22 protein-coding genes are annotated in these 24080 nt (G+C 55.8%); 7 read left to right on the top strand and 15 right to left on the bottom strand.

Annotated elements, in window-relative coordinates; genetic code table 11:
* Positions 1-337 precede the first annotated feature (337 nt).
* Complete coding sequence (ydfZ, locus tag ACW14G_RS03145; RefSeq protein WP_163447393.1) at positions 338-541, top strand: putative selenium delivery protein YdfZ; 204 nt, start codon at positions 338-340, stop codon at positions 539-541.
* 227 nt (positions 542-768) lie between these two features.
* Entirely contained in the window at positions 769-1032 is a 264-nt protein-coding gene (locus ACW14G_RS03140; RefSeq protein ID WP_223802496.1) for a hypothetical protein, read from the top strand.
* Between the two features lie 33 nt (positions 1033-1065).
* Here ACW14G_RS03140 and umuC read toward each other — a convergent pair whose 3' ends face one another.
* A complete protein-coding gene (gene umuC / locus ACW14G_RS03135; RefSeq protein WP_249021911.1) occupies positions 1066-2319 on the bottom strand; it encodes a translesion error-prone DNA polymerase V subunit UmuC in 1254 nt (417 codons plus the stop codon).
* Entirely contained in the window at positions 2303-2737 is a 435-nt protein-coding gene (gene umuD / locus ACW14G_RS03130; protein WP_163447390.1) for a translesion error-prone DNA polymerase V autoproteolytic subunit, read from the bottom strand. The genes umuC and umuD overlap by 17 nt, the downstream gene beginning before the upstream one ends.
* 310 nt (positions 2738-3047) lie before the next feature.
* Between umuD and ttcA the strand changes: the two genes are divergently transcribed.
* Complete coding sequence (gene ttcA / locus ACW14G_RS03125; RefSeq protein WP_163447389.1) at positions 3048-3983, top strand: tRNA 2-thiocytidine(32) synthetase TtcA; 936 nt, start codon at positions 3048-3050, stop codon at positions 3981-3983.
* Between the two features lie 45 nt (positions 3984-4028).
* Here the strand turns inward: ttcA and dbpA are convergent, their stop codons facing one another.
* The 3 genes from dbpA to ACW14G_RS03110 form a co-directional block, all read right to left on the bottom strand.
* Positions 4029-5402, bottom strand: coding sequence for an ATP-dependent RNA helicase DbpA (dbpA, locus tag ACW14G_RS03120; protein WP_249021912.1), 1374 nt, complete (start codon positions 5400-5402; stop codon positions 4029-4031).
* A 332-nt stretch (positions 5403-5734) separates the two neighbouring features.
* Positions 5735-6718, bottom strand: coding sequence for a zinc transporter ZntB (zntB, locus tag ACW14G_RS03115; protein ID WP_064545875.1), 984 nt, complete (start codon positions 6716-6718; stop codon positions 5735-5737).
* Between the two features lie 167 nt (positions 6719-6885).
* Positions 6886-8064, bottom strand: a complete 1179-nt coding sequence (locus tag ACW14G_RS03110; RefSeq protein WP_167576015.1) for a methyl-accepting chemotaxis protein — start codon at positions 8062-8064, stop codon at positions 6886-6888.
* Between the two features lie 377 nt (positions 8065-8441).
* Between ACW14G_RS03110 and ACW14G_RS03105 the strand changes: the two genes are divergently transcribed.
* Complete coding sequence (locus ACW14G_RS03105) at positions 8442-10586, top strand: putative bifunctional diguanylate cyclase/phosphodiesterase (RefSeq protein ID WP_163447386.1); 2145 nt, start codon at positions 8442-8444, stop codon at positions 10584-10586.
* 26 nt (positions 10587-10612) lie between these two features.
* Here the strand turns inward: ACW14G_RS03105 and ACW14G_RS03100 are convergent, their stop codons facing one another.
* Entirely contained in the window at positions 10613-10978 is a 366-nt protein-coding gene (locus ACW14G_RS03100) for a hypothetical protein (RefSeq protein ID WP_167576016.1), read from the bottom strand.
* Between the two features lie 260 nt (positions 10979-11238).
* Here ACW14G_RS03100 and ACW14G_RS03095 point away from each other — a divergent pair, with 260 nt between their 5' ends.
* On the top strand, positions 11239-11805 hold the full coding sequence (locus tag ACW14G_RS03095; RefSeq protein ID WP_163447384.1) for a DJ-1/PfpI family protein: 567 nt from the start codon (positions 11239-11241) through the stop codon (positions 11803-11805).
* 51 nt (positions 11806-11856) lie between these two features.
* Here ACW14G_RS03095 and ACW14G_RS03090 read toward each other — a convergent pair whose 3' ends face one another.
* The gene (locus ACW14G_RS03090) at positions 11857-12726 is read right to left on the bottom strand and encodes an aldo/keto reductase (RefSeq protein WP_249021913.1); all 870 of its coding nucleotides are present in this window, start codon (positions 12724-12726) and stop codon (positions 11857-11859) included.
* 199 nt (positions 12727-12925) lie between these two features.
* On the bottom strand, positions 12926-14542 hold the full coding sequence (locus ACW14G_RS03085) for a peptide ABC transporter substrate-binding protein (RefSeq protein ID WP_167576018.1): 1617 nt from the start codon (positions 14540-14542) through the stop codon (positions 12926-12928).
* A 192-nt stretch (positions 14543-14734) separates the two neighbouring features.
* On the opposite strand from ACW14G_RS03085, the gene mpaA reads away from it, so the two are divergent.
* Entirely contained in the window at positions 14735-15454 is a 720-nt protein-coding gene (mpaA, locus tag ACW14G_RS03080) for a murein tripeptide amidase MpaA (RefSeq protein WP_223802492.1), read from the top strand.
* On the opposite strand, the gene ycjG is transcribed toward mpaA, so the two are convergent.
* The gene (ycjG, locus tag ACW14G_RS03075) at positions 15445-16410 is read right to left on the bottom strand and encodes an L-Ala-D/L-Glu epimerase (protein WP_249021915.1); all 966 of its coding nucleotides are present in this window, start codon (positions 16408-16410) and stop codon (positions 15445-15447) included. The two genes, mpaA and ycjG, sit on opposite strands and share 10 nt — an antisense overlap.
* Positions 16411-16510: 100 nt before the next feature.
* On the opposite strand from ycjG, the gene tpx reads away from it, so the two are divergent.
* Positions 16511-17017: a thiol peroxidase gene (gene tpx / locus ACW14G_RS03070; RefSeq protein ID WP_167576021.1), complete on the top strand. Its 507-nt coding sequence runs from the start codon at positions 16511-16513 to the stop codon at positions 17015-17017.
* 203 nt (positions 17018-17220) lie between these two features.
* Here tpx and tyrR read toward each other — a convergent pair whose 3' ends face one another.
* The 6 genes from tyrR to ACW14G_RS03040 all read right to left on the bottom strand — a co-directional run bounded on the left by tyrR (position 17221) and on the right by ACW14G_RS03040 (position 24016).
* Positions 17221-18762, bottom strand: coding sequence for a transcriptional regulator TyrR (gene tyrR, locus ACW14G_RS03065; RefSeq protein ID WP_163447376.1), 1542 nt, complete (start codon positions 18760-18762; stop codon positions 17221-17223).
* Positions 18763-18966: 204 nt separating this feature from the next.
* Positions 18967-19671: an ABC transporter ATP-binding protein gene (locus ACW14G_RS03060; RefSeq protein ID WP_249021916.1), complete on the bottom strand. Its 705-nt coding sequence runs from the start codon at positions 19669-19671 to the stop codon at positions 18967-18969.
* A complete protein-coding gene (locus tag ACW14G_RS03055) occupies positions 19658-20494 on the bottom strand; it encodes an ABC transporter ATP-binding protein (protein WP_223802484.1) in 837 nt (278 codons plus the stop codon). The genes ACW14G_RS03060 and ACW14G_RS03055 overlap by 14 nt, the downstream gene beginning before the upstream one ends.
* A complete protein-coding gene (locus tag ACW14G_RS03050) occupies positions 20487-21320 on the bottom strand; it encodes an ABC transporter permease (RefSeq protein WP_167576024.1) in 834 nt (277 codons plus the stop codon). Before ACW14G_RS03050 ends, ACW14G_RS03055 begins: the two co-directional genes overlap by 8 nt.
* Complete coding sequence (locus tag ACW14G_RS03045; RefSeq protein ID WP_249021917.1) at positions 21320-22369, bottom strand: ABC transporter permease; 1050 nt, start codon at positions 22367-22369, stop codon at positions 21320-21322. Before ACW14G_RS03045 ends, ACW14G_RS03050 begins: the two co-directional genes overlap by 1 nt.
* 78 nt (positions 22370-22447) lie before the next feature.
* Positions 22448-24016 carry an ABC transporter substrate-binding protein gene (locus ACW14G_RS03040; RefSeq protein WP_249021918.1) on the bottom strand — a complete coding sequence of 523 codons (1569 nt, stop codon included), beginning with the start codon at positions 24014-24016 and terminating at the stop codon, positions 22448-22450.
* Positions 24017-24080: the final 64 nt, after the last annotated feature.

Below are 24080 nucleotides of genomic sequence, written 5' to 3'. Positions count from 1 at the left end.
TGTTCTCCGTTGAAGGCGACACAAAAACTATAAGAGGGAAATCCACAGGTTGCGAGAATCTGGCCATATGGTCTCCTTACCAGACATGACGTTCTTACTACGCATGATGCGCGCATATTTGACATATCCCATAGCGAGCAAGAAGCCATTCCGGGCTCTGTACAGGCTCTATTCACAATGAGAACTGTCAATAAACTAACAACGAGATAGTCGTTTTATCCATAAACATCATGAAAAAAAACGCTACTTTGACGAAGCGCAAAACATCGCGTTTTCGATCGCGCTATTAATTCACACCGCCAATCTATACCGTCTTGACATGTGAAAGGAGGAGACGATGAAAACCTACGATCGTAACCGTAACGCTATCACGCTCGGCACCCGTGTGATGATTGCCAATAAAGGCGCAACCGGCGTGATTACCGCTATCCATGGTGAAGGTAAAACCGCTGAGCAGCTGCGTCGTGAGAGCTGTGTAGAGATTGACGGCTGTGACGGGACGTTCTGCCCGGTTGATTTGATCCGCCTGGGTCTTAACTGATACGGCAACCGTTTGAGGCCACCCCGGTGGCCTTATTTGTTTTACGCCGCCCGAGTGAAAAACAAAAAACTTATATTGATCAATCACAAAACCCGCGCAGCCAAATCAGGCAATAATCACGCTTTGTTGTAATAAAAGTATTTAATCCAATGAATTTCCTGAAGTTATTTTTTATCCTCGTTCTTATTCCCTGTCAAAGCTATGCGCTCAATTTCTCATCGACAATATTGAAATTAAACTGCCCGGAACGCGGGCTGGTAGAAGTCATTCTGCACGTCTATGAGCATACCCAGCAGTCCTGGAAAGGCCATTTTGAAACCGGTGCAGGCCATAAGCGCGTGGGTGACATTGAGATAATCCCCTTCGCCAACGGCGATACGCTGCTGCACCGTATCTCAACCGATGCATTCGGTTATGTTTATTACGGTGAAGAACGGGTAAGACATTGTCTCAAGCTGGATGAACGCCCGGTCTACCCTACCTTCGGCTGAGTGCCTACCAACGCTGCCCGAGCGCAGCGTTGGTCATCGGGCAACCGGCAGATCCGCGTAGCGTGTCGTATAACTGGGGGACAGCATTTCTCGCTTCATCCTCCATGTCTGTTCTATTCCTTTTCCGGCAAAACCGATACTGCCCAGACCGGAGTGATTAATACTGTCAATGACCTGCATCAGCGCCTGGCTATTGGCTCGCGGAGGCAAAGCGTCAAACAGGTTGAGCTGCGCAACGCCCTGGCTGAAAAAATCACTCAGCATTATCTCGGCTTTCATATAGCGAAAGCCGTCGCGCCAGATACTCTGCAGCGAACTGACGGCAAGGCGGATAATATCCCGGGTATCACAGGTTGGAACGATGAACCTGCCGCTAGCCTGCGGGGCATAAAATGTCTCATTCTCCGCATGCGGGCTGGTGCGCATAAACAGGCTGACCACACAGCAGTACTGCCTTTCCGCACGCAGTTTTTCTGCCGCGCGTTCGGCATAGGCGCAAACGACCTGGTGCATCTCGTCATATGTCGTGATGCGATGGCTAAACGAGCGGCTAAAGATGATCTGCTGTTTGGTGGGGGCAAACTCCTCTAACGCCAGGCAGGACTCCCCGCGCAGCTCGCGGACCGTACGCTCCAGCACCACGTTAAAATGCTGGCGAATAACCCAGGTTGAACTATCCGCAAGCTGTAACGCGCTCTCTATTCCCATCTGCTCCAGCTTCTTACGGGTACGTCTTCCAACGCCCCAGACTTCATGCGCTGGAATTAAGGAGAGCAATTTACGCTGGCGCTCCGTTGCACAGAGATCGACGACACCGTTGGTTTTTCGCCAGGTTTTGGCCGCCAGATTCGCCAGCTTCGCCAGCGTTTTGGTTGGCCCAATACCCACCCCAACCGTCAGCCCGGTATTTCTTCGTACCGCATCACGTATCTGATGACCCAACACCTCAAACGAGCCCTCATCGGGCAATTCAATAAAGGCTTCATCAATCGAATAGATCTCCACACGGGGAGCAAGATCCATCAATGTCTGCATCACCCGATGGCTGAGATCGGCATACAGTGCGTAGTTAGAACTAAAAACGGTTACCCGCTGGCGAGACAATTCATTTTTAATTTTAAAATACGGTGCCCCCATGCTAATGCCGAGCGCTTTAGCCTCCGCGGAACGAGAGATAATGCAGCCATCGTTATTGGATACCACCACCACCGGTTTACCCACCAAATCGGGGCGAAATACCGTCTCACAGGAGGCATAGAAATTGTTAACATCAACCAATGCGAACATATTTATGCGCTTTTAAACTGAACGTCACCACGCCGAAGATTTGCAACTCTTCCTCAGCATGAAAAGCAATCGGTTTGTACTGCGGGTTATGCGGCACCAGCAGGAGCGAGGGCCGGGTTCGCAACTCTTTAACCGTAAACTCCCCCGCTACTGCCGCAACGACGATATCGCCGTGATCGGCTTTTAACGAGCGATCAACAACCAGCAGATCGCCATCACCGATACCCGCGCCAATCATCGAGTCACCGCTAACACGCACAAAATAGGTGGCGCTGGGGTGCTTGACCACCAGCCGATTCAGGTCCAGGCTCTCTTCGACATAGTCCTGAGCCGGGCTGGGAAAACCGCAGGGAATCCGCTCCAGGAACAATGGCAGTTCGAGGGACTGTTCTGCTTTATATAGATAAGTGGCGAACATCTTTATACACCATAAACACTGTTTATATATACAGTATTATGCAACAAGCGTAGAGATCAAGCGGCTTGTCGTCCCTCGCGGTCAACCCGTTGAAGACGCGATAGATTTAATACAGGGTTATTCATGTCAGCGGGTAAGTCGGGCCAGTCCTGCAAAACATGCTGGTATTCGTCGCCGTAATCCGTACCATACACGCCACACATTCGCTGATTCGCCGTCAGCGCGGGACAGCTCTTTTATCGTAAATCAAATGGACTGGAAGACGCTGTAGTGGCCTGGGTATCCATTTAGATTTTTGAGTAACTATTAAATGCAACAAAATCAAGAAATTAGCAAAAAAGAACAATACAATCTGAACAAATTACAGAAGCGTCTGCGTCGTAACGTGGGCGAAGCCATCGCTGACTTCAACATGATTGAAGACGGCGACCGCATTATGGTCTGCCTCTCCGGCGGTAAAGATAGCTACACCATGCTGGAAATTCTGCGCAATCTGCAACAGAGCGCGCCAATCAGCTTCAGCCTGGTGGCGGTCAACCTCGACCAGAAACAACCGGGCTTCCCCGAGCATATTCTGCCGGAATATCTGGAAAAGCTGGGCGTTGAGTACAAAATCGTCGAAGAGAACACCTACGGTATCGTCAAAGAGAAGATCCCGGAAGGGAAAACCACCTGCTCACTCTGCTCTCGTCTGCGTCGCGGGATCCTCTACCGCACGGCCACCGAATTGGGCGCGACAAAAATCGCCCTCGGCCACCACCGTGATGACATTCTGCAAACGCTGTTCCTGAACATGTTCTACGGCGGTAAAATGAAAGGTATGCCGCCGAAGCTGATGAGCGACGACGGCAAGCACATCGTTATCCGTCCGCTGGCCTACTGCCGCGAAAAAGACATCGAGCGTTTCTCCGAAGCCAAAGCGTTCCCGATCATTCCGTGTAATCTGTGCGGTTCTCAGCCGAACCTGCAGCGTCAGGTCATTGGCGATATGCTGCGCGACTGGGATAAACGCTATCCGGGCCGTATCGAGACCATGTTTAGCGCCATGCAGAACGTGGTGCCTTCACACCTGTGTGATACCAACCTGTTTGATTTCAAAGGGTTGAACCACGACAGCGAAGTGATTGAAGGTGGCGACCTGGCATTTGACCGGGAAGAGCTGCCGCTACAGCCAGTGGGCTGGCAGCCGGAAGAAGAAGACGGTCAGCTGGATGAGCTGCGTCTGAATGTGGTTGAAGTGAAGTAAGTCATTTGGCGTCTCAGGCTGCGGCCTGAGACGCTTTTCAGGATGCTATTTCAGCAGACGTACACGGCACGCCTTGCCTTTGATCTTCCCTTTCTGCAGCAATTTCCAGGCCTGATGCGCCACGCCTTCACGTACGGCTACGTAGACATGCGCCGGGTGGACATCGATTTTACCGATATCCGCGCCAACCAGTCCCATATCGCCGGTTAACGCGCCCAGCACATCGCCCGCACGCATTTTGGCCTTTTTACCCCCGTCGATACACAGGGTCATCATTTCCGGCGCCAGCGGCGTAATACGCGTTTTAGCCGGCTCTGGCATCCAGTTCAGCTTCAGTTGCAGCATTTCGGCCAGAATATTGGCGCGCTGCGCCTCTTCCGGCGCGCAGAAGCTCACCGCCAGCCCACTGTTGCCCGCACGCGCGGTACGGCCAATACGGTGTACGTGCACCTCCGGATCCCACGCCAGCTCGTAGTTCACCACCATCGCCAGCGATTTAATATCCAGCCCGCGCGCCGCCACGTCGGTCGCCACCAGAATACGCGCGCTGCCGTTGGCAAAACGTATCAGGGTCTGATCGCGGTCGCGCTGTTCGAGGTCGCCGTGCAGCGCAATGGTGCTCTGCCCCGCCGCGTTCAGCTCTTCAAACACCGCCTGACAATCTTTTTTGGTATTACAGAACACGACGCAAGAAGATGGCTGATGCTGGCTCAGCAGCTGCTGTAACAGCGCGATTTTGCCGTGACGTGGTACGTCAAAAAACTGCTGCTCAACCGAGGGGAGCGCGTCAACGCTATCAATTTCGATCGTTTCCGGCGAACGTTGCACACGGCCGCTGATGGCGGCAATCGCTTCCGGCCAGGTCGCGGAGAACAGCAGCGTCTGGCGAGACGCTGGCGCAAAGCGAATCACTTCGTCGATAGCATCGCTAAAGCCCATATCCAGCATGCGGTCCGCTTCATCCATCACCAGCGTTTGCAGTGCATCCAGCGATACGGTGCCCTTTTGCAGGTGATCCAGCAGGCGGCCCGGCGTCGCGACGATAATATGCGGCGCATGCTGCAACGAGTCGCGCTGCGCGCCGAACGGCTGGCCGCCGCAGAGGGTCAGCACCTTAATATTCGGCAGATAGCGCGCCAGGCGGCGAATCTCACCGGCGACCTGATCGGCCAGTTCGCGCGTCGGACACAGCACCAGCGACTGGGTCTGGAACAGGCTGGCATCGACATGCTGGAGCAGGCCAAGACCAAACGCTGCCGTTTTGCCGCTGCCGGTTTTCGCCTGCACGCGCACGTCCTTTCCGGCCAGAATCGCCGGCAGCGACGCGGCCTGAACCGGCGTCATAGAGAGATAGCCCAGATCGTTCAGATTATCGAGCTGGGCGGCAGGAAGGGCATTCAGGGTGGCAAAAGCGGTCACAGTATTTTCTCGCGAATAAGGGGCTAAGGTTCAGCAGGCGCGTATCCTCGCAGATCTCGACGCGGGATGCGACAAATTAATCGGCGGGTACCATCAGGGTAGCGGAAAAAAGACAAAAAAAAGCCGACTATTCTAAGCCGGCGTCGTACGAATCAATTGTGCTATGCAGTAATTCAAAAAAAGGAAGTAAGACAATATGGAGCGCAACGCCCATCGCTTGACGTTGCATTCACCTGCGGGATCGATATTGCCTCGATTGGCATGCCGTTTTATTGACCTTGCTCAAATTAAGTGGCGTTACCCTCTCCAAAAGAGGTAAAAAAGGTGATTTTTTACAACCAGTTACTACGGTGTAACCACCACGTAACACCACCGATAAGCAGTACCAGCATAATACAGAAAAGGGAAAAACCCAGATGCGAGCCGCCGCCGGGGATACCGCCAAGGTTGACGCCAAATAGCCCTGTCAGGAAGGTGCTGGGTAAAAAGACCATCGCCATCAACGACATGGTATAGGTTCGCCGGGAAAGCGACTCCTGCATCATCTGCGCAATTTCATCCGTCATCACCGCCGTGCGCGCGATACAGCCGTCAATTTCATCCAGCCCACGTCCCAGACGGTCGGCAATGTCCTGCATACGACGACGCTGGTCGTCGGTCATCCACGACAGACGCTCGCTGGCCAGACGGGCGTAGACATCGCGCTGCGGCGCCATATAGCGGCGCATGACGATAAGCTGCTTACGCAACAGCGCCAGAAAACCACGCGGCGGCACCTCCTGCTCCAGCAGATTATCTTCGAGGTCAATAATTTTGTCGTGCAACTGCTCGATAAACTCGCTGGCGTGATCGGTTAGCGCATCACAAATATCCACCAGCCACGAGCCACAATCCGTCGGGCCGCTGCCCTCCTGAAGGTCGCTCACCACATCATCCAGCGCCAGCACTTTCCGCTGCCGGGTCGAAACGATCATGCGTTCATCAATATAGAGGCGCATCGCCACCAGCTGGTCCGGGCGTTCATCGGTGCTACCGTTAATGCAACGCAGGGTGATCAGCGTCCCCTCGCCCAGGCGACTGACCCGCGGACGCAGGCTTTCACCGGCAAGCGCATCGCGCACCAGATTGGGCAACAGCGGCGTCGTCGCCAGCCACTGGGCGCTGTCGGGGTGGGTATAGTTCAGGTGTAGCCAGCACGGATTCTCTTTACTGACGCTGTCCGCGTCGGTTAATGGCTTCACGCCGCCCTGGCCATCCAGTAGCCACGCAAATACCGCGTCTGGTACGTTTAGGTCCGATCCTTTTATGGCTTCCACATCGCCTCCGCTTAGCGCTCTTTATCCTGATAGTCTAGCCATCTCCTTTTGTTAAGCAACATACGCTGGTGCCATGACGCTGAAATTGTTCACAAAAACAGCTACACGTAAATTTCAGGCATAAAAAAACCCGGTATCGCTACCGGGTTGAGGGAAAAGCGACAGGGTTAAAACGATTGCCAGAAATTCTGCTCGTTGCTGCCGGTCGCGACGACAGGCTGTAGCGGCAGGCCACCGGCAGCCTGCCGTGGCGATGCGGTATTTTGCTCGTCCCCCACGCGGAAATTCTGCGTGCGGGACTGCAGTTCAATCACCTGACGCTTAAGAATATCGGACGATCTCGCCAGCTCCTCGACAACCGTGATATTGCTTTGCGTTACCGTCTCCAGCTCATTCAACGCCAGCGTAATCTGATCGATCCCCTTTTCCTGCTCAGAGGTCGAAACAGCAATCTGCTCCATCAGACCGTTTAACTCGCCCGAACCGGCGACGATCTCCTGCATGTTTTTCTCCGCTTCGGCGACGATACTCGCGCCCTGCGTGACGTTTTCACTGGTGACGCTAATTAAGGTCTTAATATTCTTGGCCGCTTCCGCGCTACGGTGAGCCAGATTACGCACTTCACCGGCGACCACCGAGAACCCTTTGCCGTGATCGCCTGCCCTCGCCGCTTCCACCGCCGCATTCAGCGCCAGAATATTCGTCTGGAAGGCAATCCCGTCAATCATGGCGATAATTTCCGTCATCTGCCGGGCACAGTCGGTAATCGACTGCATATTGGTCGCCACTTCCCCCATCAGCGCGCCGCCTTTACGGGCACACTGCGTCGCCTCACCGGCGCGTTCGCTCGCCAGACGCGTATGTTCCGCGTTATTTTTGGTGCTGGCGGCGATCTGCTCCATGCTCGCCGCGGTCTCCATCAGGGTGGCCGACTGTTGCTCGGTTTTCACCGACAGCTCGCCGCTGCGGGTTGCCAACTGATCGGATAGCGACATTGCGGTGTCCGAAGAGGCGCGAATTTCCGCTACCAGCGTCGAGATATTATTCGATAAGTTATTGATCCCCGGAATTAAGCGCCCGGCACAGTTATTGCCGAAAACAGGAATTCGCACCGACAGATTGCCATCATTAACTTCATCGATGCTGCGCTTAACCGCATTAATCGGCGTCACCAGGTATTTGGTCATGTAGAGCCACAGAAGTCCCAACGCCGCTACCCATACAATATTAATTGTTAATAGCAAGAATATATTTTTTGATAGTATTAGACAGATCACATCGGCAATAACAAAAACCGCCAAAATAAAGACCAGGATAAACGTTCGGACGCTAATGTTTTTAAACATAACCTACCCTCAACGCTGGTTGTATAATTTTGTTATATCACCAGAAGATGTATTTTCCAGACCATTTTAACTATTTTCATCACTTTAACCGTTCGCGGTGTCAGTTTGCCTTAATGCAGAATATAACAACAACTAAAGACAAATTTTCCACACCAGCCTACTTAAGCATGGCTTAACTCTATAGAAATAAAGCATAATATAATGCATCCCACTTATTTATTAACTGGCGTTTCACGATAATTAAGCCATGCTAAATAAACCGAGTGCAGCATCTAATCAGATAAAAAAAAGATAACTCTTTCGCTATTTCACTGGTTTAAATTCGGAATTTACTGATAGATTAAATAGAACCCACTCTATGAAAAGGTATGGTTTGCATGACGCTACACGCTTCGTGGGACCCGATACTGGTCGGTATTTCATTCCTGGTGGCATTCATCGCATCTTTCGTTGCGCTTGATAGTGCTGCAAAAATTGCCGCTTCAAATAAGAAGGCGGCTATCTTCTGGCGTATTACCGGCGGCGCTACGCTGGGTATTGGTATCTGGTCGATGCATTTTATCGGCATGCTGGCCATGAAGATGCCTATGCCAATGAGTTATCACCTGGCGCTGACGGTCATTTCACTGCTGGCGGCGATTATCGCGTCTTCACTGGCGATTAATATCGCCGTCGCGGGAAATACGCTGTCGCTTAAACGCTTGTGCATTGCCACCGCCCTACTCAGCAGCGGTGTCGTCATCATGCACTATGTCGGCATGGCTGCGCTGATGTCGCATGACGATATCATCTGGAGCGTGCCGCTGATTATCGCCTCCGTGGTGATCGCTATCGTTGCCTCCTGCGTCGGCTTGTGGTTAGCCTTCAGCCTGCGCCTGAACAGTAAAGGGGTATTGCTGACGCGCGTTGGCGCGGCGTTTGCGATGGGAATTGCGATTGCCGCGATGCACTATACCGGCATGAGCGCCGCCACCTTCACCGGCAGCGGGCATATCATGGCCAATCATGCGGCCATGGTGAGCGAAGAAGGCCTTTCGATATGGGTTTCCGCCACCACGCTACTGCTGCTGGGGCTGATGCTCATGATCTCAATGGTGGACTCCCAGGTACGCACGACGCGACTCACCGAAAACCTCCAGCGCCTGAACCAGCAGCTTGAGCAGCAGGCGCGCTACGACGGGCTTACCGGCCTCGCCAACCGTAGCCAAATTGACATGCGCCTGCTGGCTTGCCTGCATCAGGCTCGACTGGCGGGCAGCACTTTCGCGCTGGTGCTGATGGATCTCGACCGCTTTAAGCTGGTCAACGATGCCTGGGGCCATCACGTCGGCGATAATCTGCTGGTCTCCGTCGCTAACCGTATGAGCGCCTGCCTGATGCCGAAAATGACCCTCGCCCGCATCGGCGGCGACGAGTTTATTCTGCTGGCGCCCGACTGCACCGAGGCGGAAATCGCCGATATCTGCACGCGGATGGTCGAAAGCATCCGGCGGCCGTTTTACCATTCCGGGCAAATTCTGCAAATCTCGCTGAGCGTGGGCATCAGCCTCTACCCCGGTCACGGCGAAACGCCGCAGGATCTGAAGCTCGCCGCCGATACCGCGATGTATCACGTGAAACATAGCGGGCGAAATGGATGGGTGTTCTACAACGAGTCGATGCTCGATAGCACCTGGCAGGGCGCGCATTTCTTACAGGACCTGACTCAGGCGCTGGAGCGCAATCAGTTTGAACTGTGGTACCAGCCGAAATACCACGTCAAAGAAAAACGGATATACGGCTTTGAAGCATTACTGCGCTGGCGGCATCCGAAAAAAGGCATTTTGCTGCCGGAAGTCTTCCTCTCTACGCTACAGAATACGGGGCTGATTGTCTCAGTGGGTAACTGGGTGCTGGAACAGGCTTGCATTCAGATGCATAAGTGGAGCCTTTCCGGGCACGATGACTGGACGCTTTCGCTGAATATTTCACCGGTCCAGTTTGAGCAGCAAAACTTCTACGAGCAGGTTTGCGACGCGCTGGTACGCCATCGTATTTCGCCGACGCGTTTAACCATCGAGCTTGCCGAAACCACGGCGTTACATGGTTTCGATCGCAGCGTGCAAATCTTTAATGATTTCTGCCGCATTGGTATCACTATTTCCATTGATAACTTTGGCGTCGGTTACTCCAATATGCTGGCGCTGCAGGATCTCCCAGCCGGTGAATTGAAGATTGATAAAAGCTTTATGAAAGATATGCGGGAGAACAGCAAACACATCAAAATCGTCTCGACGATTATCACCATCGCCCATTCCATGAATATGGATGTGGTGGCAGAGGGCGTAGAAACCCAGGAGCAGCAGCGTATCCTCACCGGGCTGGGCTGCGACGCACTACAGGGGTTCTGGTTCTCCGACCCGGTACCGGCGGAAGATATTGAAGTGATGCTGAGTAATCTGCCGCTCAGCGGCGATCCTAACGCGCCAGCCGCGCTGCGCCGCGACATTTCATCAGCCACGGGGAAAAAGCGACAGGCGTGAAAATCGGTGATCCCCAAGCCGGAGCATCAGCGGGGATCGCCCTCCCCGCGTTCGAGATAGGCGACCGTGAAGGTCTGATAGTCGCTGGCGTCCACCTGCTCTTCTACGCCATGGCATTGCAAGCGGTTGGTCGGTTCGCGTAGCGTATGACGCTCAAACTTTTCGACGAGCGTGCACTCTTCAAGCCAGCGTTTTCCCAGGGCAACCTCATCGTTCTTGATCCCCGGCATTAACACCAACACCACCAGTAGCGCAAACGCCGCCGCAGCGGAAAGCCATGTTGTAAACAGCACGGCAATCGGCACGTTGAGCTTTGAAAACAGGTAACTTGCCAGCAGCAAAAGCAGAAAGATGCCGAGCAGCACTTTGCCAAATATCATGACATCAGACATATAAATCATCGCTGTTTGCCCGGGCATAAGAAGGTGAAAAGCGGCTTATCCGCAGAGGATATCGCACGCGTGATATCGTCCGCCAATTATAGCACTCCCGTAATCTCTGCAAGTGTCTCAGCAGAACGATACTCCATGCTGGCAGTGCCTCTGCCACGTTAACCATTGCTGATATCCGTGATGCAGCGCGCGGTTTGCGGTTCGCTATCCCTTTGTGGCCAGGCTATATCTTAGACATCTTTACTCAAAGAGGATGGGCTATGGCAGGCAAAAAGATATTGATGCTGGTTGGCGATTACGCGGAAGATTACGAAACTATGGTGCCCTTTCAGGCGCTACAGATGATTGGTCATCAGGTCGATGCCGTTTGTCCTGACAAGCCAAAGGGTGACTATATCATGACGGCAATTCATGACTTTGACGGCGCCCAGACCTATAGCGAGAAACCCGGCCACCGCTTCGTGCTCAACGCCGATTTTGCCAGCGTCAATGAAGCGGATTACGACGCGCTGCTGATCCCCGGCGGACGCGCGCCAGAATACCTGCGTTTATACGAAGCGGTCATTAAGCTGGTTCAGGACTTCGATGTGGCGAACAAACCCATTGCCGCGGTTTGCCATGGCCCGCAGTTGCTGGCCGCCGCGGGTGTTTTGCAAGGCCGGACCTGCAGCGCCTACCCGGCCTGTGCACCGGAAGTGCGGCTGAGCGGCGGCGAATATGCCGATATCGGTATCGATGAAGCGTATGTGGACGGCAACCTCGTGACCGCGCCGGCATGGCCTGCACATCCACAATGGCTGGCGAAGTTTGCCGAACTGTTGCGATAGGGTTCCAAAACAGGCGCTTTTTAGCGCCTGTTTTTATTGGATAAACCCGGTTCAGTCATGGATTTTAACGCCAAGACAGCCGCGAACAAATTCCGGGTTAAAATGTTTCACCGCCTCCCCCACATAGCCCGCATCCAGCGCGCTGATTTTTGCCATTTCAGCATCGGTCAGGGAAAAATCCCAGATCGCAAAGTTCTCTGCAATACGTTTTTGTTGGGTAGATTTCGGGATCACCGTGACGCCACGCTGCACGTTCCAGCGCAAGACAATCTGCGCAATGGTTTTTTGATGGGCATCGGCGATGCCTTGCAGCATTTCATCTTCATAAGGCTTATGTCTGCCACCGCCTAACGGCGCCCAGGCTTCGGGCTGAACGTTATAGCGCTTCATGGTTTCCAGCGCGTCAGGCTGCGCGAAGTAAGGATGCAATTCCACCTGATTGACCATCGGCTTAATTCTGACGGTTTCACAGAAGTTGGTTAACACATGCGCATAGAAATTCGACACGCCGATGGCTTTCAGTTTACCGGCATCATAAGCCTCTTCCAGCGCACGCCACGCGCTGAAATAATCCCCCATCGCCTGATGCAGCAAATAGAGATCAAAATAGGCTAGCCCTGACTTTTTCAGCGACGCCTCAATACCGGCTTTCGCCGCTTCGGCGCTGACCATGTCCTGAACCCACAGCTTGGAGGTAATGAATAGTTCCTCGCGGGTACACAGCCCTTCAGCGATGGCTTCACGAACGGCATCGCCGACAGCATCCTCGTTACCGTAGACGGCGGCGGTATCAATGAGGCGATAGCCCGTGCGAATAGCGCTTAACACCGACTGCTTACATTCTTCTTTATCGGTAACCTTAAAAACGCCAAACCCCACCATCGGCATTTTTAGGCTGTTACTTAATACTGAATATTCCACGGTAATGCCTCTATCAGGTTAAAACATGATTTTAAGATACAACGCTCGCCACAATTAGACTGTTAAAACTGATTTGACCTATGCAATGGATTCATGAATCAGGTGTTTTAATAAGATCGGTCCCCTTCAGGGGGAAATAAGGCATAAAAAACGGGCGCGGTAAGCGGCGCCCGTTCTGAGTTTTGCAGCGATGGTTTTATCAGTGCTTAATGATATACATCGTATGCGTATACGCCACGTCTTCCGGATTGGTGATCGGGTATCCTTTCACCCACGGCTTGATTAAGCGGCCGTTGGTATACTGGTAGATGGGCGCAATCGGTGCTTTTTCGGCGAGGATTTTTTCCGCGGCGTTGTAGTCGGCGTTACGCGCCTCGGCGGTGTTTTCCAGGCTCGCCTGACGGATCACTTTGTCATAGGCAGGATCGTTAAAGCGCGCAATATTGCCGCTGTTCGTCGAAGTCAGCAGCGACAGGAAAGTAGACGGTTCGTTGTAATCGCCCACCCACGAAGCGCGAATCACATCGAAGTTGCCGGTATTGCGGCTATCGATGTAGGTTTTCCACTCCTGGTTTTGCAGCTTAACGTCGACGCCCAGATTTTTCTTCCACATTGACGCCACGGCGATAGCAATCTTCTGATGTACTTCCTGGGTGTTGTACAGCAGGGTCAGCTTCAGCGGACGATTCGGGCCATAGCCTGCCGCTTGCAGCAACATTTTCGCCTGCGCGTTCAGCTCTGCCTGGCTGCTCTCTTCCAGCGCCGACGTTTGAGGTTTAAAACCTGCCGTCACGTCTGGCGTAAAGCGCCACGCGGGTTTTTCGCCGGTCCCCAACACCTTCTCCGCGATGATACGACGATCGATGCTCATGCTGAGCGCCAGACGTACACGCGCATCAGCGGTAGGCCCCTTTTGGGTGTTAAAGGCGTAGTAATAGGTGCCCAGTTGCGCAGGCGTAAAGACCTGACCCGGTAGCTCTTTTTTGAGCTTCTGATACTGGTTTTTCGCGAACGACTCCGTGATATCGATATCCCCGGCCTGATAGCGTTTGGTGGCCGCAGATTCCTGGTTAATCGGCATAAAGGTGACTTTCTGAATCACCGTTTTGGCGTTATCCCAGTAGTATTTGTTCGGCACCGCCACCAGCTTTTCATTCACCACGCGGTCGGCCAGAACATAGGCGCCGTTCCCCACCAGCTTGCCCGGACGCGTCCAGTTTTTATCGCTTTCGACAACGGTTTTATTCACCGGATAGAGCGAGAAGTTAGCCGTCAGATTCACAAACCACGGCAGCGGCTTATCGAGCTGGACCCGCAGCGTATGCGCGTCCACCGCGGTTACGCCCAGAGTTTCGGGCTTGGCTTTGCCATCAATAATATCCTGCGCATTCGTGATGCCCGCTAACGCCGCAAACCAGGCAAACGGCGAGGTGGTTTTCGGGTCAACCAGACGCTGCCAGCTGTAGACGAAATCCTGCGCCGTCACCGGCGTGCCGTCCGACCATTTAGCGTCGTTGCGAAGGGTAAACGTCCAGATTTTCTGATCGTTGGTTTGCCAGCGGGTAGCAACGCCAGGAATGATATTGCCGTGAGCATCCTGATTCACCAGACCTTCATACAGATCGCGAATGACCTGAATCTCCGGTAGCCCCACCGCCTTCGCGGGATCTAATGAAGCGGGTTCATCTTTAATGTGACGAACCAGCTCTTGCTGCTTCGCCAGCACCGTTCCGGCGGGAACGTCGGCCGCGACGGCGATAGAACTCAGACCTGAAAGCAAGACGGCGCAACAGGTCAAGGTGAACGGTAACTTCATGTCATCCCCTTTAAATAGGTAAACCCACACAACTTGATGAAAATATTATTTGTTTCACTTACGCGAATTGCAAACAGCATGTCACATAAACTTGATATATCCCCAGCAATATCCATAAGGGAAACTATTTGATTCGCGGATGATTTTGCACAACACTGCTCAATATCCCCATTGCGTATCAGGATGCAGCGTATGTCAGCCACTCGCCCTCGCGCTCAGCGCGGCGCGTTCCCACCAGGGACACAACACTATGGTCGTTCACTGTTAGGCGCACCGCTTATCTGGTTTCCCGCGCCGCTGGCCGGTCCGCAAAGCGGTTTAATCATTGCCGGTACGCACGGCGATGAAAACGCCTCGGTGGTCACCCTCTCCTGCGCGCTGCGCACGCTGGCACCGGAGCTACGGCGTCATCACGTGGTACTGGCCGTTAACCCGGACGGCTGCCAACTGGGGCTACGCGCCAATGCCAACGGCGTGGATCTCAATCGCAACTTTCCGTCAGCCAACTGGAAAACCGGTGAAACGGTCTATCGCTGGAACAGCGCGGCCGAGCAGCGTGATGTGGTATTGCTCACCGGCAGCCGCCCCGGCTCTGAACCGGAAAGCCGCGCGTTGTGTCAGTTGATTCATCAGATAAACCCGGCATGGGTGGTGTCGTTCCATGACCCGCTGGCCTGTATTGAAGACGCCCGCAATAGCGAGCTGGGACAATGGTTGGCGGACGCATTCGCGCTGCCGCTGGTCAGCAGCGTAGGCTACGAAACGCCCGGCTCGTTCGGCAGTTGGTGCAACGATATCGGGCTACACTGCATCACCGCCGAGTTTCCGGCAATCTCATCGGACGAGGCCAGCGAGCGCTACCTGTCGGCGATGACAGGATTGCTGCACTGGCAGTCGGCGCATCACAAATGAAGCTCACCGCAGGTAAAACGTAAGGCCGGCTGCGCGTCGGCGGCCAGCCACGTCGGACCGTCGAGGTCGGCAAAACGGACCTGAGGAGCCAACGGCAGCGCGGCGGCGATAGCGCGCGAGGTGCACAGCATGCAGCCGAGCATCAGCGCGAAGCCCTGCTCTTTAGCCTCCGCGGCCAGCGCCAGCGCCTCGGTAAGGCCGCCGGTTTTATCCAGCTTGATATTGACCATGTCATAGCGCCCGCGCAGCACCGGCAGGTCTTCGCGGGTATGGCAGCTCTCATCAGCACAGATCGGCAACGGGTGGATAAAGTTATCCAGCGCCTCATCCTCACCAACCGGGAGCGGCTGCTCCAGCATCGCCACGTTAAGATCGGCCAACAGTTGGCAGCGCGCGGCCAGTCCGTCGCTATGCCAGGATTCGTTGGCGTCAACAATCAGCGTGGCCTCCGGCGCCGCTTCGCGAATCGCCACCATCCGCTCGCAAATAAAGTGGTTATCGAGTTTCACCTTTAGCAACCGGGCACCGCTTGCAAACAGCGCCCGCGCACTGGCTGCCATCTGTTCCGGCGTGCCGATGACGACCGTTTGCGCCGTCGTGACCGTCGCTGGCAAGATAACGCCCAATTGTGTGACAACGTCACTTCTATTAAGCGCAGTTTCCAGACTCCATAACGCGCAGTCCACCGCATTACGTGCGGCCCCTGCCGGCAGCAAATGATTGAGCTGCTCGCGCGTGATGCCGTGCTCGAGCTGCTCGCCGATTGCCATAATCTGCGCCATCACCGAAGCGATGCTCTCGCCGTAGCGCGGATACGGCGTGCACTCGCCAACGCCTTTTACGCCATCTTGCTCAAGCTCGACCACCACGACCTTTGCTTCGCTGCGGCTACCGCGCGCAATGACAAACGGCGTATGCAGCGGCCAGGCCTCTTCGAACACTCGCAGCTTTCTCATCTTGGCTCCTTTCATTCAGGCACAAATAGGGTTTGCCGTGTTAACGCCTGTTGTCATACACTAGGGTCGACGTTAACTATATGTAAACAGGAAGATAATCATGTCGCAAACCGTACATTTCCAGGGCAATCCCGTTGCTGTTCAAGGTTCTATCCCACAGGCGGGCGATAAAGCTCAACCGTTTACGCTGGTGGCAAAAGATCTGTCGGACGTCACCCTCGGCCAGTTCGCTGGCAAACGTAAAGTTCTTAACATTTTCCCGAGCATCGATACCGGCGTTTGCGCGGCATCTGTGCGTAAATTCAACCAGTTAGCGGGTGAACTGTCTAACACCGTGGTGCTGTGCGTATCCGCTGACCTGCCGTTCGCCCAGTCACGCTTCTGCGGCGCGGAAGGCCTGAGCAACGTCGTCACCCTGTCCACCCTGCGTGCGCCGGAATTCCTGCAGACCTATGGCGTCGGCATTGCCGATGGCGCGCTGAAAGGCCTGGCGGCACGTGCCGTGGTGGTGATTGATGAAAACGACAACGTCGTATACAGCGAGCTGGTGAACGAAATCACCAACGAGCCGGATTACGATGCTGCACTGGCGGCACTGAAAGCGTAATACCGTTGTCCTGACCACAGCGTGGTCAGGACAATTTCTTATCCCTCAGCCTCTTAGACTATATGATTTGCGGTACTGGAGGGGGGTTTTTGCCATATATTTTCGAAAACTGGTGATAAACCAGGCATACTCCGTAAATCCCGATTGCTCCCCCAGTTCTTTGACCGGCAGCACGGCGCTGCCGGGTCAGTGTGGGAAAAGTGTTACTCTTCGCCCTTCTTATTGCTCAGGCCATATTCCCGCAATTTGTTCGCAATCGCCGTGTGCGATACGCCCAGACGCTTGGCGAGTTTACGGGTACTTGGATAGCTGCGGTAAAGCTGAGTCAGCACCGAGCGTTCAAAGCGGCGGGTAATATCGTCCAGCGAACCTTCCATCGCCTCTTCGCCGACCGCGGCGCTTGAAACGTCATGATCCGGCAGCAGCACGTCCTGCGGACGCAGCTCGTAGCCTTCCAGTTGGGTCAGCGCACGGTAGACCGCATTCTTCAGTTGGCGAACGTTACCCGGCCAGCCGTAGCGGGTCAGCACGGTGTTAAGGTCGGTAGACAGCTTTGGCCGCGCAATCCCTTGTTCATCGGCAAAGCGCGCGACAAACAGTTCGGTCAGCGGCATGATGTCCTGCGGACGATCGCGCAGCGGCGGCAAGTTGAGGGTCAGCACGTTAAGGCGGTAGTAGAGATCTTCACGGAACAGCCCTTTTTGCACCAGCTCCACCAGATTTTTCTGCGTCGCGCAGATAACGCGCACGTCGACGTGCACTTCGTGATCTTCACCAACGCGGCGGAAAGTACCGTCGTTAAGGAAGCGCAGCAGTTTGGTCTGCATACGCGGCGACATTTCACCAATTTCATCCAGCAGCACCGACCCGCCGTTGGCCTGCTCAAAGAACCCTTTTTTGCCGTCGGCAGCGTCGCCAAACAGCTCGCTCTCCACCGCATCCTCCGGAATGGAGCCGCAGTTCAGCGCCAGATACGGCTTCGCCGCACGCGGGCTGGCCAGATGACAGGCATGCGCCAGCAGGTCTTTGCCGGTGCCGGTTTCGCCGACGATCAGCAGCGGTGCGGTGAGCAGCGCCAGCTTGCGCGCCTGATCCACCACCTGACGCATCCGCGGGCTCACGGCGACAATCTGACTGAACGCGCTAACGTCCTGCGTGGTCATGGTTTGCAGCTGACGGCCCATGCGTAGCGTGGAGCGTAACATCACTACCGCACCGGCCAGAATACGCGCGTCATTCTCACCGTTGAGATAGACCGGCGTGGCCTCCAGCAGGAAGTTTTGCCCGTGGATCACCACATGTTCAGCATGTGACTCCACCGTATCGCTCTCCAGCCAGCGCTGGAAGTTGAAGCCGCTAATCAGTTGCGCCACGTTATGGTTGCGCATGCGCTCCTGGCTAAGACCAAACAGCTGGCAGCTTGCCGGGTTAGCGCGTTCAATTTTGCTGCGCGTGTCCAATGAGAGCACCGGCTCCGGCATCGCTTCCAGCAGCGCGCTCAACGCCAGATGTTCACGCTCTGAGGGCATCCACGGCACGGTGCGGACGTCGGTGACGCCAGCAATACGGCGGATCTCCGCCATCAGGCTGCTGAAGCTGGCGAAATCCAGCTCCGCGAAATTCAGGTAGATTCGGCCAACAGGGTCGATATCGATGCCGCGCAGGTCAATGCCGCGCAGGACCAATAAATCGAGCAGTTCACGTGTCAGACCGAGACGGTCTTCACAAAAGACTTCAAGACGCATGTGGGGGTTCACCCTTATAAGCCAAAGACGTATGAATCATAAGACACTTATTCGCTGGCGTGAAGATGACTGTCAACAATTATTGACAGTATGGCGGAAAAATAGCCGTTGCGCCGTAAAGTTATGCGTTCAATTAATAAACCGTACCCAACGGTCCCCTCGCCCCTTCGGGGAGAAGGGCCCAATTGCGCCAGGGGGAAAGAGTTACCCCATCCGGTGTTCGCCGCGCTCCAGCGCCGTACGATCAAAGAAGCGCTGAATCACCCCGCTGGCCATAAACGCCGCACGGTCGGACATGTGTGCAATCACATCTGCATCGTGGCTCACCAGCAGATAGGTCATGCTGTGTTCCCGCTTCAGGCGATTGAGCAAATTGAGGATCTCTGCCTGCACCGACATATCCAGCGCCGATGTAGGTTCATCGAGCAGCAGAATTTTGGGCAGCAGCAGCAGCGCTCGGGCAATGGCCACGCGCTGGCGCTGGCCGCCGGAAAGCTGATGTGGATAGCGGCTGGCGGCATCTGCGGGCAAACCCACCTGCTCCAGCGCCGTCTGCACCCGCGCTGCAATATCCGTTTCGCCGTGAATTTTCAGCGGTTCGGCCAGCGTGCGCCACAGCGTATGGTTCGGGTGCAACGACGCGTACGGATCCTGGAAAACCATCTGCACGTTACGGCGTCGTTCTCCCTGGAAACGTGATCCCGGCGTAATGCGCTGACCAAACAGCGCGACGTTGCCGCGCCACTCGCGCTGAAGCCCGGCAATGACGCGTAAAATCGTCGATTTGCCGCAGCCTGATTCACCAATCAGGCTAAAGGTCTCTCCCTCATCGACGTGAAAACTGGCGGCAGACACCGCCGTTTTTTCACCAAAGGTCACCTGTAGCGCCTCAAGATTAACGATCGCCATGTGCTGCCTCCGTAAAATTCTGCGTGCGGTCCAGCGTCGGTAGCATCTGCCCGTAAGTTTGCGCGTTCGGGCGACAGGTCCATAGCGTGCGGGTATAAGGATGCGTCGCCTGTGGCAGCTCGCGGGCCGCCATCTCATCAACGCCGTTGCCCTGATACATCACCAGCACCCGATCGCAGTGCTGGGCCACCAGCGGAAGATCGTGGCTAATCAGCAACATCGCCATATGCCGCTGCTCGCACTGGGTCACCAGCAGCTCAAGGATCTGGTTACGCAACCGCGCGTCCAGCGCCGAGGTCGGTTCATCGGCAATCAGTACCTGCGGGTCGTTGATCAACGCAATGGCGATCATCACCCGCTGCCCCATGCCGCCGGACAGTTCGCCCGGATAGCGGCTCAGCACGCGTGCGTCCAGCCCCATCGCCAGCACCGCGGCTTCGATTTTCTCCTGTCGTTCACGGCGGCTCAGTCTCTGATGCAGCGTTAACGCTTCTTCCAGCTGTGCATAAACCGTTTTCACCGGATTCAGCGCGTAGCGAGGATCCTGCAACACCATCGCAATATCGTTACCGCGCAGTGCGCGCCAGCCTTTAGCGTCCAGCGACAGCACATCGCGCCCCAACACGTTGAGACGCTTAGCGCTAACGATGCCGGGTTTGCGCACCAGCCCCATCAGCGCACGTGCGGTCATGGATTTGCCGGAGCCGGATTCTCCCACCAGCGCCAGCCGCTCGTTGCCGAGGGTAAAGCGCATCTGGTTGACGACCCGTGCGCCGGGATAATCAATATTCAACCCTTCTACGGAGAGTCGTGGCTCAGTCATGTTGCGGCTCCAGTACGTCACGTAAACCATCACCCAGCAGGTTAAACGCCAGGCTGGCGATCAGAATCGCGGCCCCTGGCGCAGCGGCAATCCACCACTGGTCAAATATCACCTGCATGCCGTCGGCTATCATCGCGCCCCACTCCGCCATCGGCGGACGCGCGCCCAGGCCGAGGAAACCGAGCCCAGCGGCGGCCAGAATGATCCCCGCCAGATCCAGCGCCAGCCGCACGATCGCCGATGGCAGACACAGCGGCAGAATATGGCCCACCAGCAACCTCAGACCACGAATGCCCATCATCTCAGCGGCGGCCAGATAATCGCTGTGCCGCAGGCGCTGAATCTCGCTGCGCGCCTGACGCGCGTAGGCGGGCCAGGTGGTTAGCGCCAGCGCCAATGCGCCGTTGACCAGCCCGGGGCCAAGCATCGCCACAAAGGCAAAGGCCAGAATCAATCGCGGCATCGACATGACGACATCGGTAAAGCGCATCAGAATGCGCTCCAGCCAGCCGCCGTAATAGCCGGAAAGAATCCCTATCAGCAGCCCTACCGGCAGCGTAATTACCGTCACCAGCGCAACCAGCCCCAGCGCCGGACGGGTGCCGTAAATCAGCCTTGAGAGCAGGTCGCGCCCGTAGCTGTCGGTGCCCAGCCAATGCTGGGCCGAAGGCATTTGCAGGCGCATCGCGGCGTCCTGCCAGTTCGGATCCATTGGCGCGAGCCACGGCGCGAAAAGCGCAATCAGCAGCAGTAAAGCGATAACCATCAGCCCGCAGAAGGCCGCAGGGGAACGCAACAGACGGCGTAAAAATAGCGAAGCTGGCATCAGCGAACCCTCGGGTCGGTTAGCCGCACCAGAACATCGGTGAGGTTATTAATCAACACAAAACAAACGCCGATCAGCAGCGTTCCTCCCATAATCGCCGCCGTATCGCCAGCAAACAGCGCCGTCGTCAGATAGCGGCCAATGCCCGGCCAGGAGAACACCGTCTCGGTCAGCACGGCGCCTTCCAGCATCGAGGTATAGGCCAGCGCAATCACCGTCAGCAGCGTACCGCGGATGTTCGGCAGCACGTGGCGAAGCAGAATGCTCATCTCCCCGGCGCCCTTCGCGCGCGCCAGCAGAATGTATTCTTTGTTCATCTCGCTCAGGCAGGCGGAACGCGTGAGGCGCGTGATGCTCGCGAGCGAATAGTAGGCCAGCAGCAGCACCGGCAGCACCAGATGGCTGAAGGCGTTGCGGAACGCCTCTTTGTCGCCGGAAAGCCAGGTATCAATCAGCGCGAAACCGGTTTTCGGCTCGATAGTGAACTGATAAATATCGTCCAGCCTACCGGGGCCAGGGCTCCACTGTAGCTTCGCGTAAAACAGCGCCAGCATCAGCAGCCCAAGCCAGAAAATCGGCACCGAGTTGCCCAGCAGCGTCAGCGTGCGCACGGCGAAATCCCACGGTGAACCGGCATAGCGGGCGCAGAGTACCCCGGCTACCACGCCGAAAACCGCGCCGATAATCAGCGCCAGCGTCGCCAGCTCCAATGTTGCCGGAAAGGCAGCCAGCAGATCGTGCAGCACCGGCTGCCCGGTCGCGCTGGCGGTGCCGAGATCGCCTTGGGCCAGATTGACAAGATAGTGCCAGAACTGTACGGGCAGTGAGCGGTCAAGACCAAGCTGGTGACGCACCTGATCGTAGGTCGATTGACTGGCGTGATCGCCAACAATTTGCAGCACCCGGTCGACCGGAGAGAGCGCAGAGAGCGCGAAAGTGACCAGCAGCAGCCCCAGCAGGGTGAGCGCCAGCGTGAGCAGGCTTTGCAATAGCGCCGACAGTAAACGCCGGGTGCGTTGCGCGGTGGGATTCGGTAAAGCGGCGGGCATGAGTATTCCGTATATCAACGATAAAACGAACGGCAGCGGCCCGACGAGTTAGGCCGTCGGGCCGCTGAAGCGATGGCGTTACTTAGTGACGCGGTCGTACCAGACCATATCGGCGTTAAGCCCCTGCTGATAGCCTTTCACGTTATCGCGAACCACAATCTGAGTTTTTCCCTGATCGATAAAGACGTACGGCGAATGACGCTGGAGCTCTTCCTGCATTTTTTTGTACAGGTCGAGGCGTTTCGCGGCATCCGGCTCAGCCACCGCCGCCAGCGTCGCTTTGTTCAGTTCAGGGATTTTCCAGCTGTTCAACCCGGCCACGGTGCTGGACTTACCATCGTTATAGGCGAAGGCGCTGGCGTTAGAGTGGGCATCGAAGTAATCCGGGATCCACAGGCGAATCGCCGCCTGATGCTGTTTCGCCCGCACCCGAGCGTAAACCTGGCTGCCGGCGGCAGGCAACAGATCGACCTTCACCCCGCCCTGCGCAAAGCTCGCCTGCATCGACTGCGCGATGGTGATAAACGGCGGTTTATTTTCCACATCGAGGGTAAAGTGCGCGTCTTTGATGCCCGCTTTAGCCAGAATCTCTTTCGCTTTCGCCGGGTCAAATTTGAACGGCGTGTTATCCAGCGCGCCCGGGAAACCGACCGGCAGGAAGCTCTGATGAACGAAGTACTGGCCTTTCAGTAAATCTTTAGTGATGCCGTTATAGTCCACCAGCCAGCGGGCCGCTTCCCAGAACGCCGGGTTGGCCAGCAGCGGGTTGGTGCTGTTGCCGGTGTTGAACACCAGGTAGTTTTGCTCGGCGGAAGGAATACTCAGCACCTGCAGGCCCGGTTTGCCCTGCAGAGCGTCAATCTGGTCAGCACCCAGATCGCGCGCCACGTCGGCGTCGCCCTGCTGAATCAGCAGACGACGGGAGGCCGGATCGGGCACGTTTTTGATGATCACGCTTTTCAGCTTCGGCGCGCCGGTCGGCGAGGTTTCGTTCGCTTCCAGGACGATCGCCTGATGCGGTTGATAGACGCGCATTTTGAATGCACCGCTGCCCGCCGAGTGCATTTTCAGCCACTCGTTGCCGAAGTCGCTGCCTTTGACGTTGGCAGCCACCAGCTTCTCATCCACAATCGAGGCAATCGGCGTGGACAGAATATTCAGCGCCACCGCCGGGCTGACGTCGGCGGTCCAGCGGAGCTGCAGGGTATGGTCATCCACTTTCTTCAGCTGGCTGGCGATGTTGTCCGGCTGCCAGCCGAGGACGTTGAGAATGAATGCCGGTGATTTGTTCAGCGTCACGGCACGGGTGTAAGAGAAGATGACATCTTCCGGACGCAGCGGGTTGCCGGAAGCAAATTTCGCGTCGCTTTTCAGCTTGATGGTCAGCGTTTTCGCTGCCGCATCGGCCTGCCAGCTTTCCGCCAGAATCGGCGTAATTTTTGCCGGATCGTTGCGGTCTGGCTGCACCAGACGCTGATAAAGGCTCGGCACCGTCTGGATGCTGGAGAGCTCGTTGGCCTCCGCCGGGTCGAGGCTGACAATATCGTCCAGCCCCTGAGCCACTACCAACGTGTTCGGTGGGGTGGCGGCATACGCGGAGGCTGACAGCGCGGTCAGCACAAATAACGGCAGCAGTTTTCTGGTCATCGGACTTCCTGAGAGTGATCATGCAGTTGACGGTATCCGCTAAGTTAGCCCCGCATGTCACTTT

This window comes from Kluyvera sp., assembly GCF_965301105.1.
Note: the sequence above shows the minus strand (reverse complement) of the source record. Positions and strands in the feature narration are given on the sequence as shown.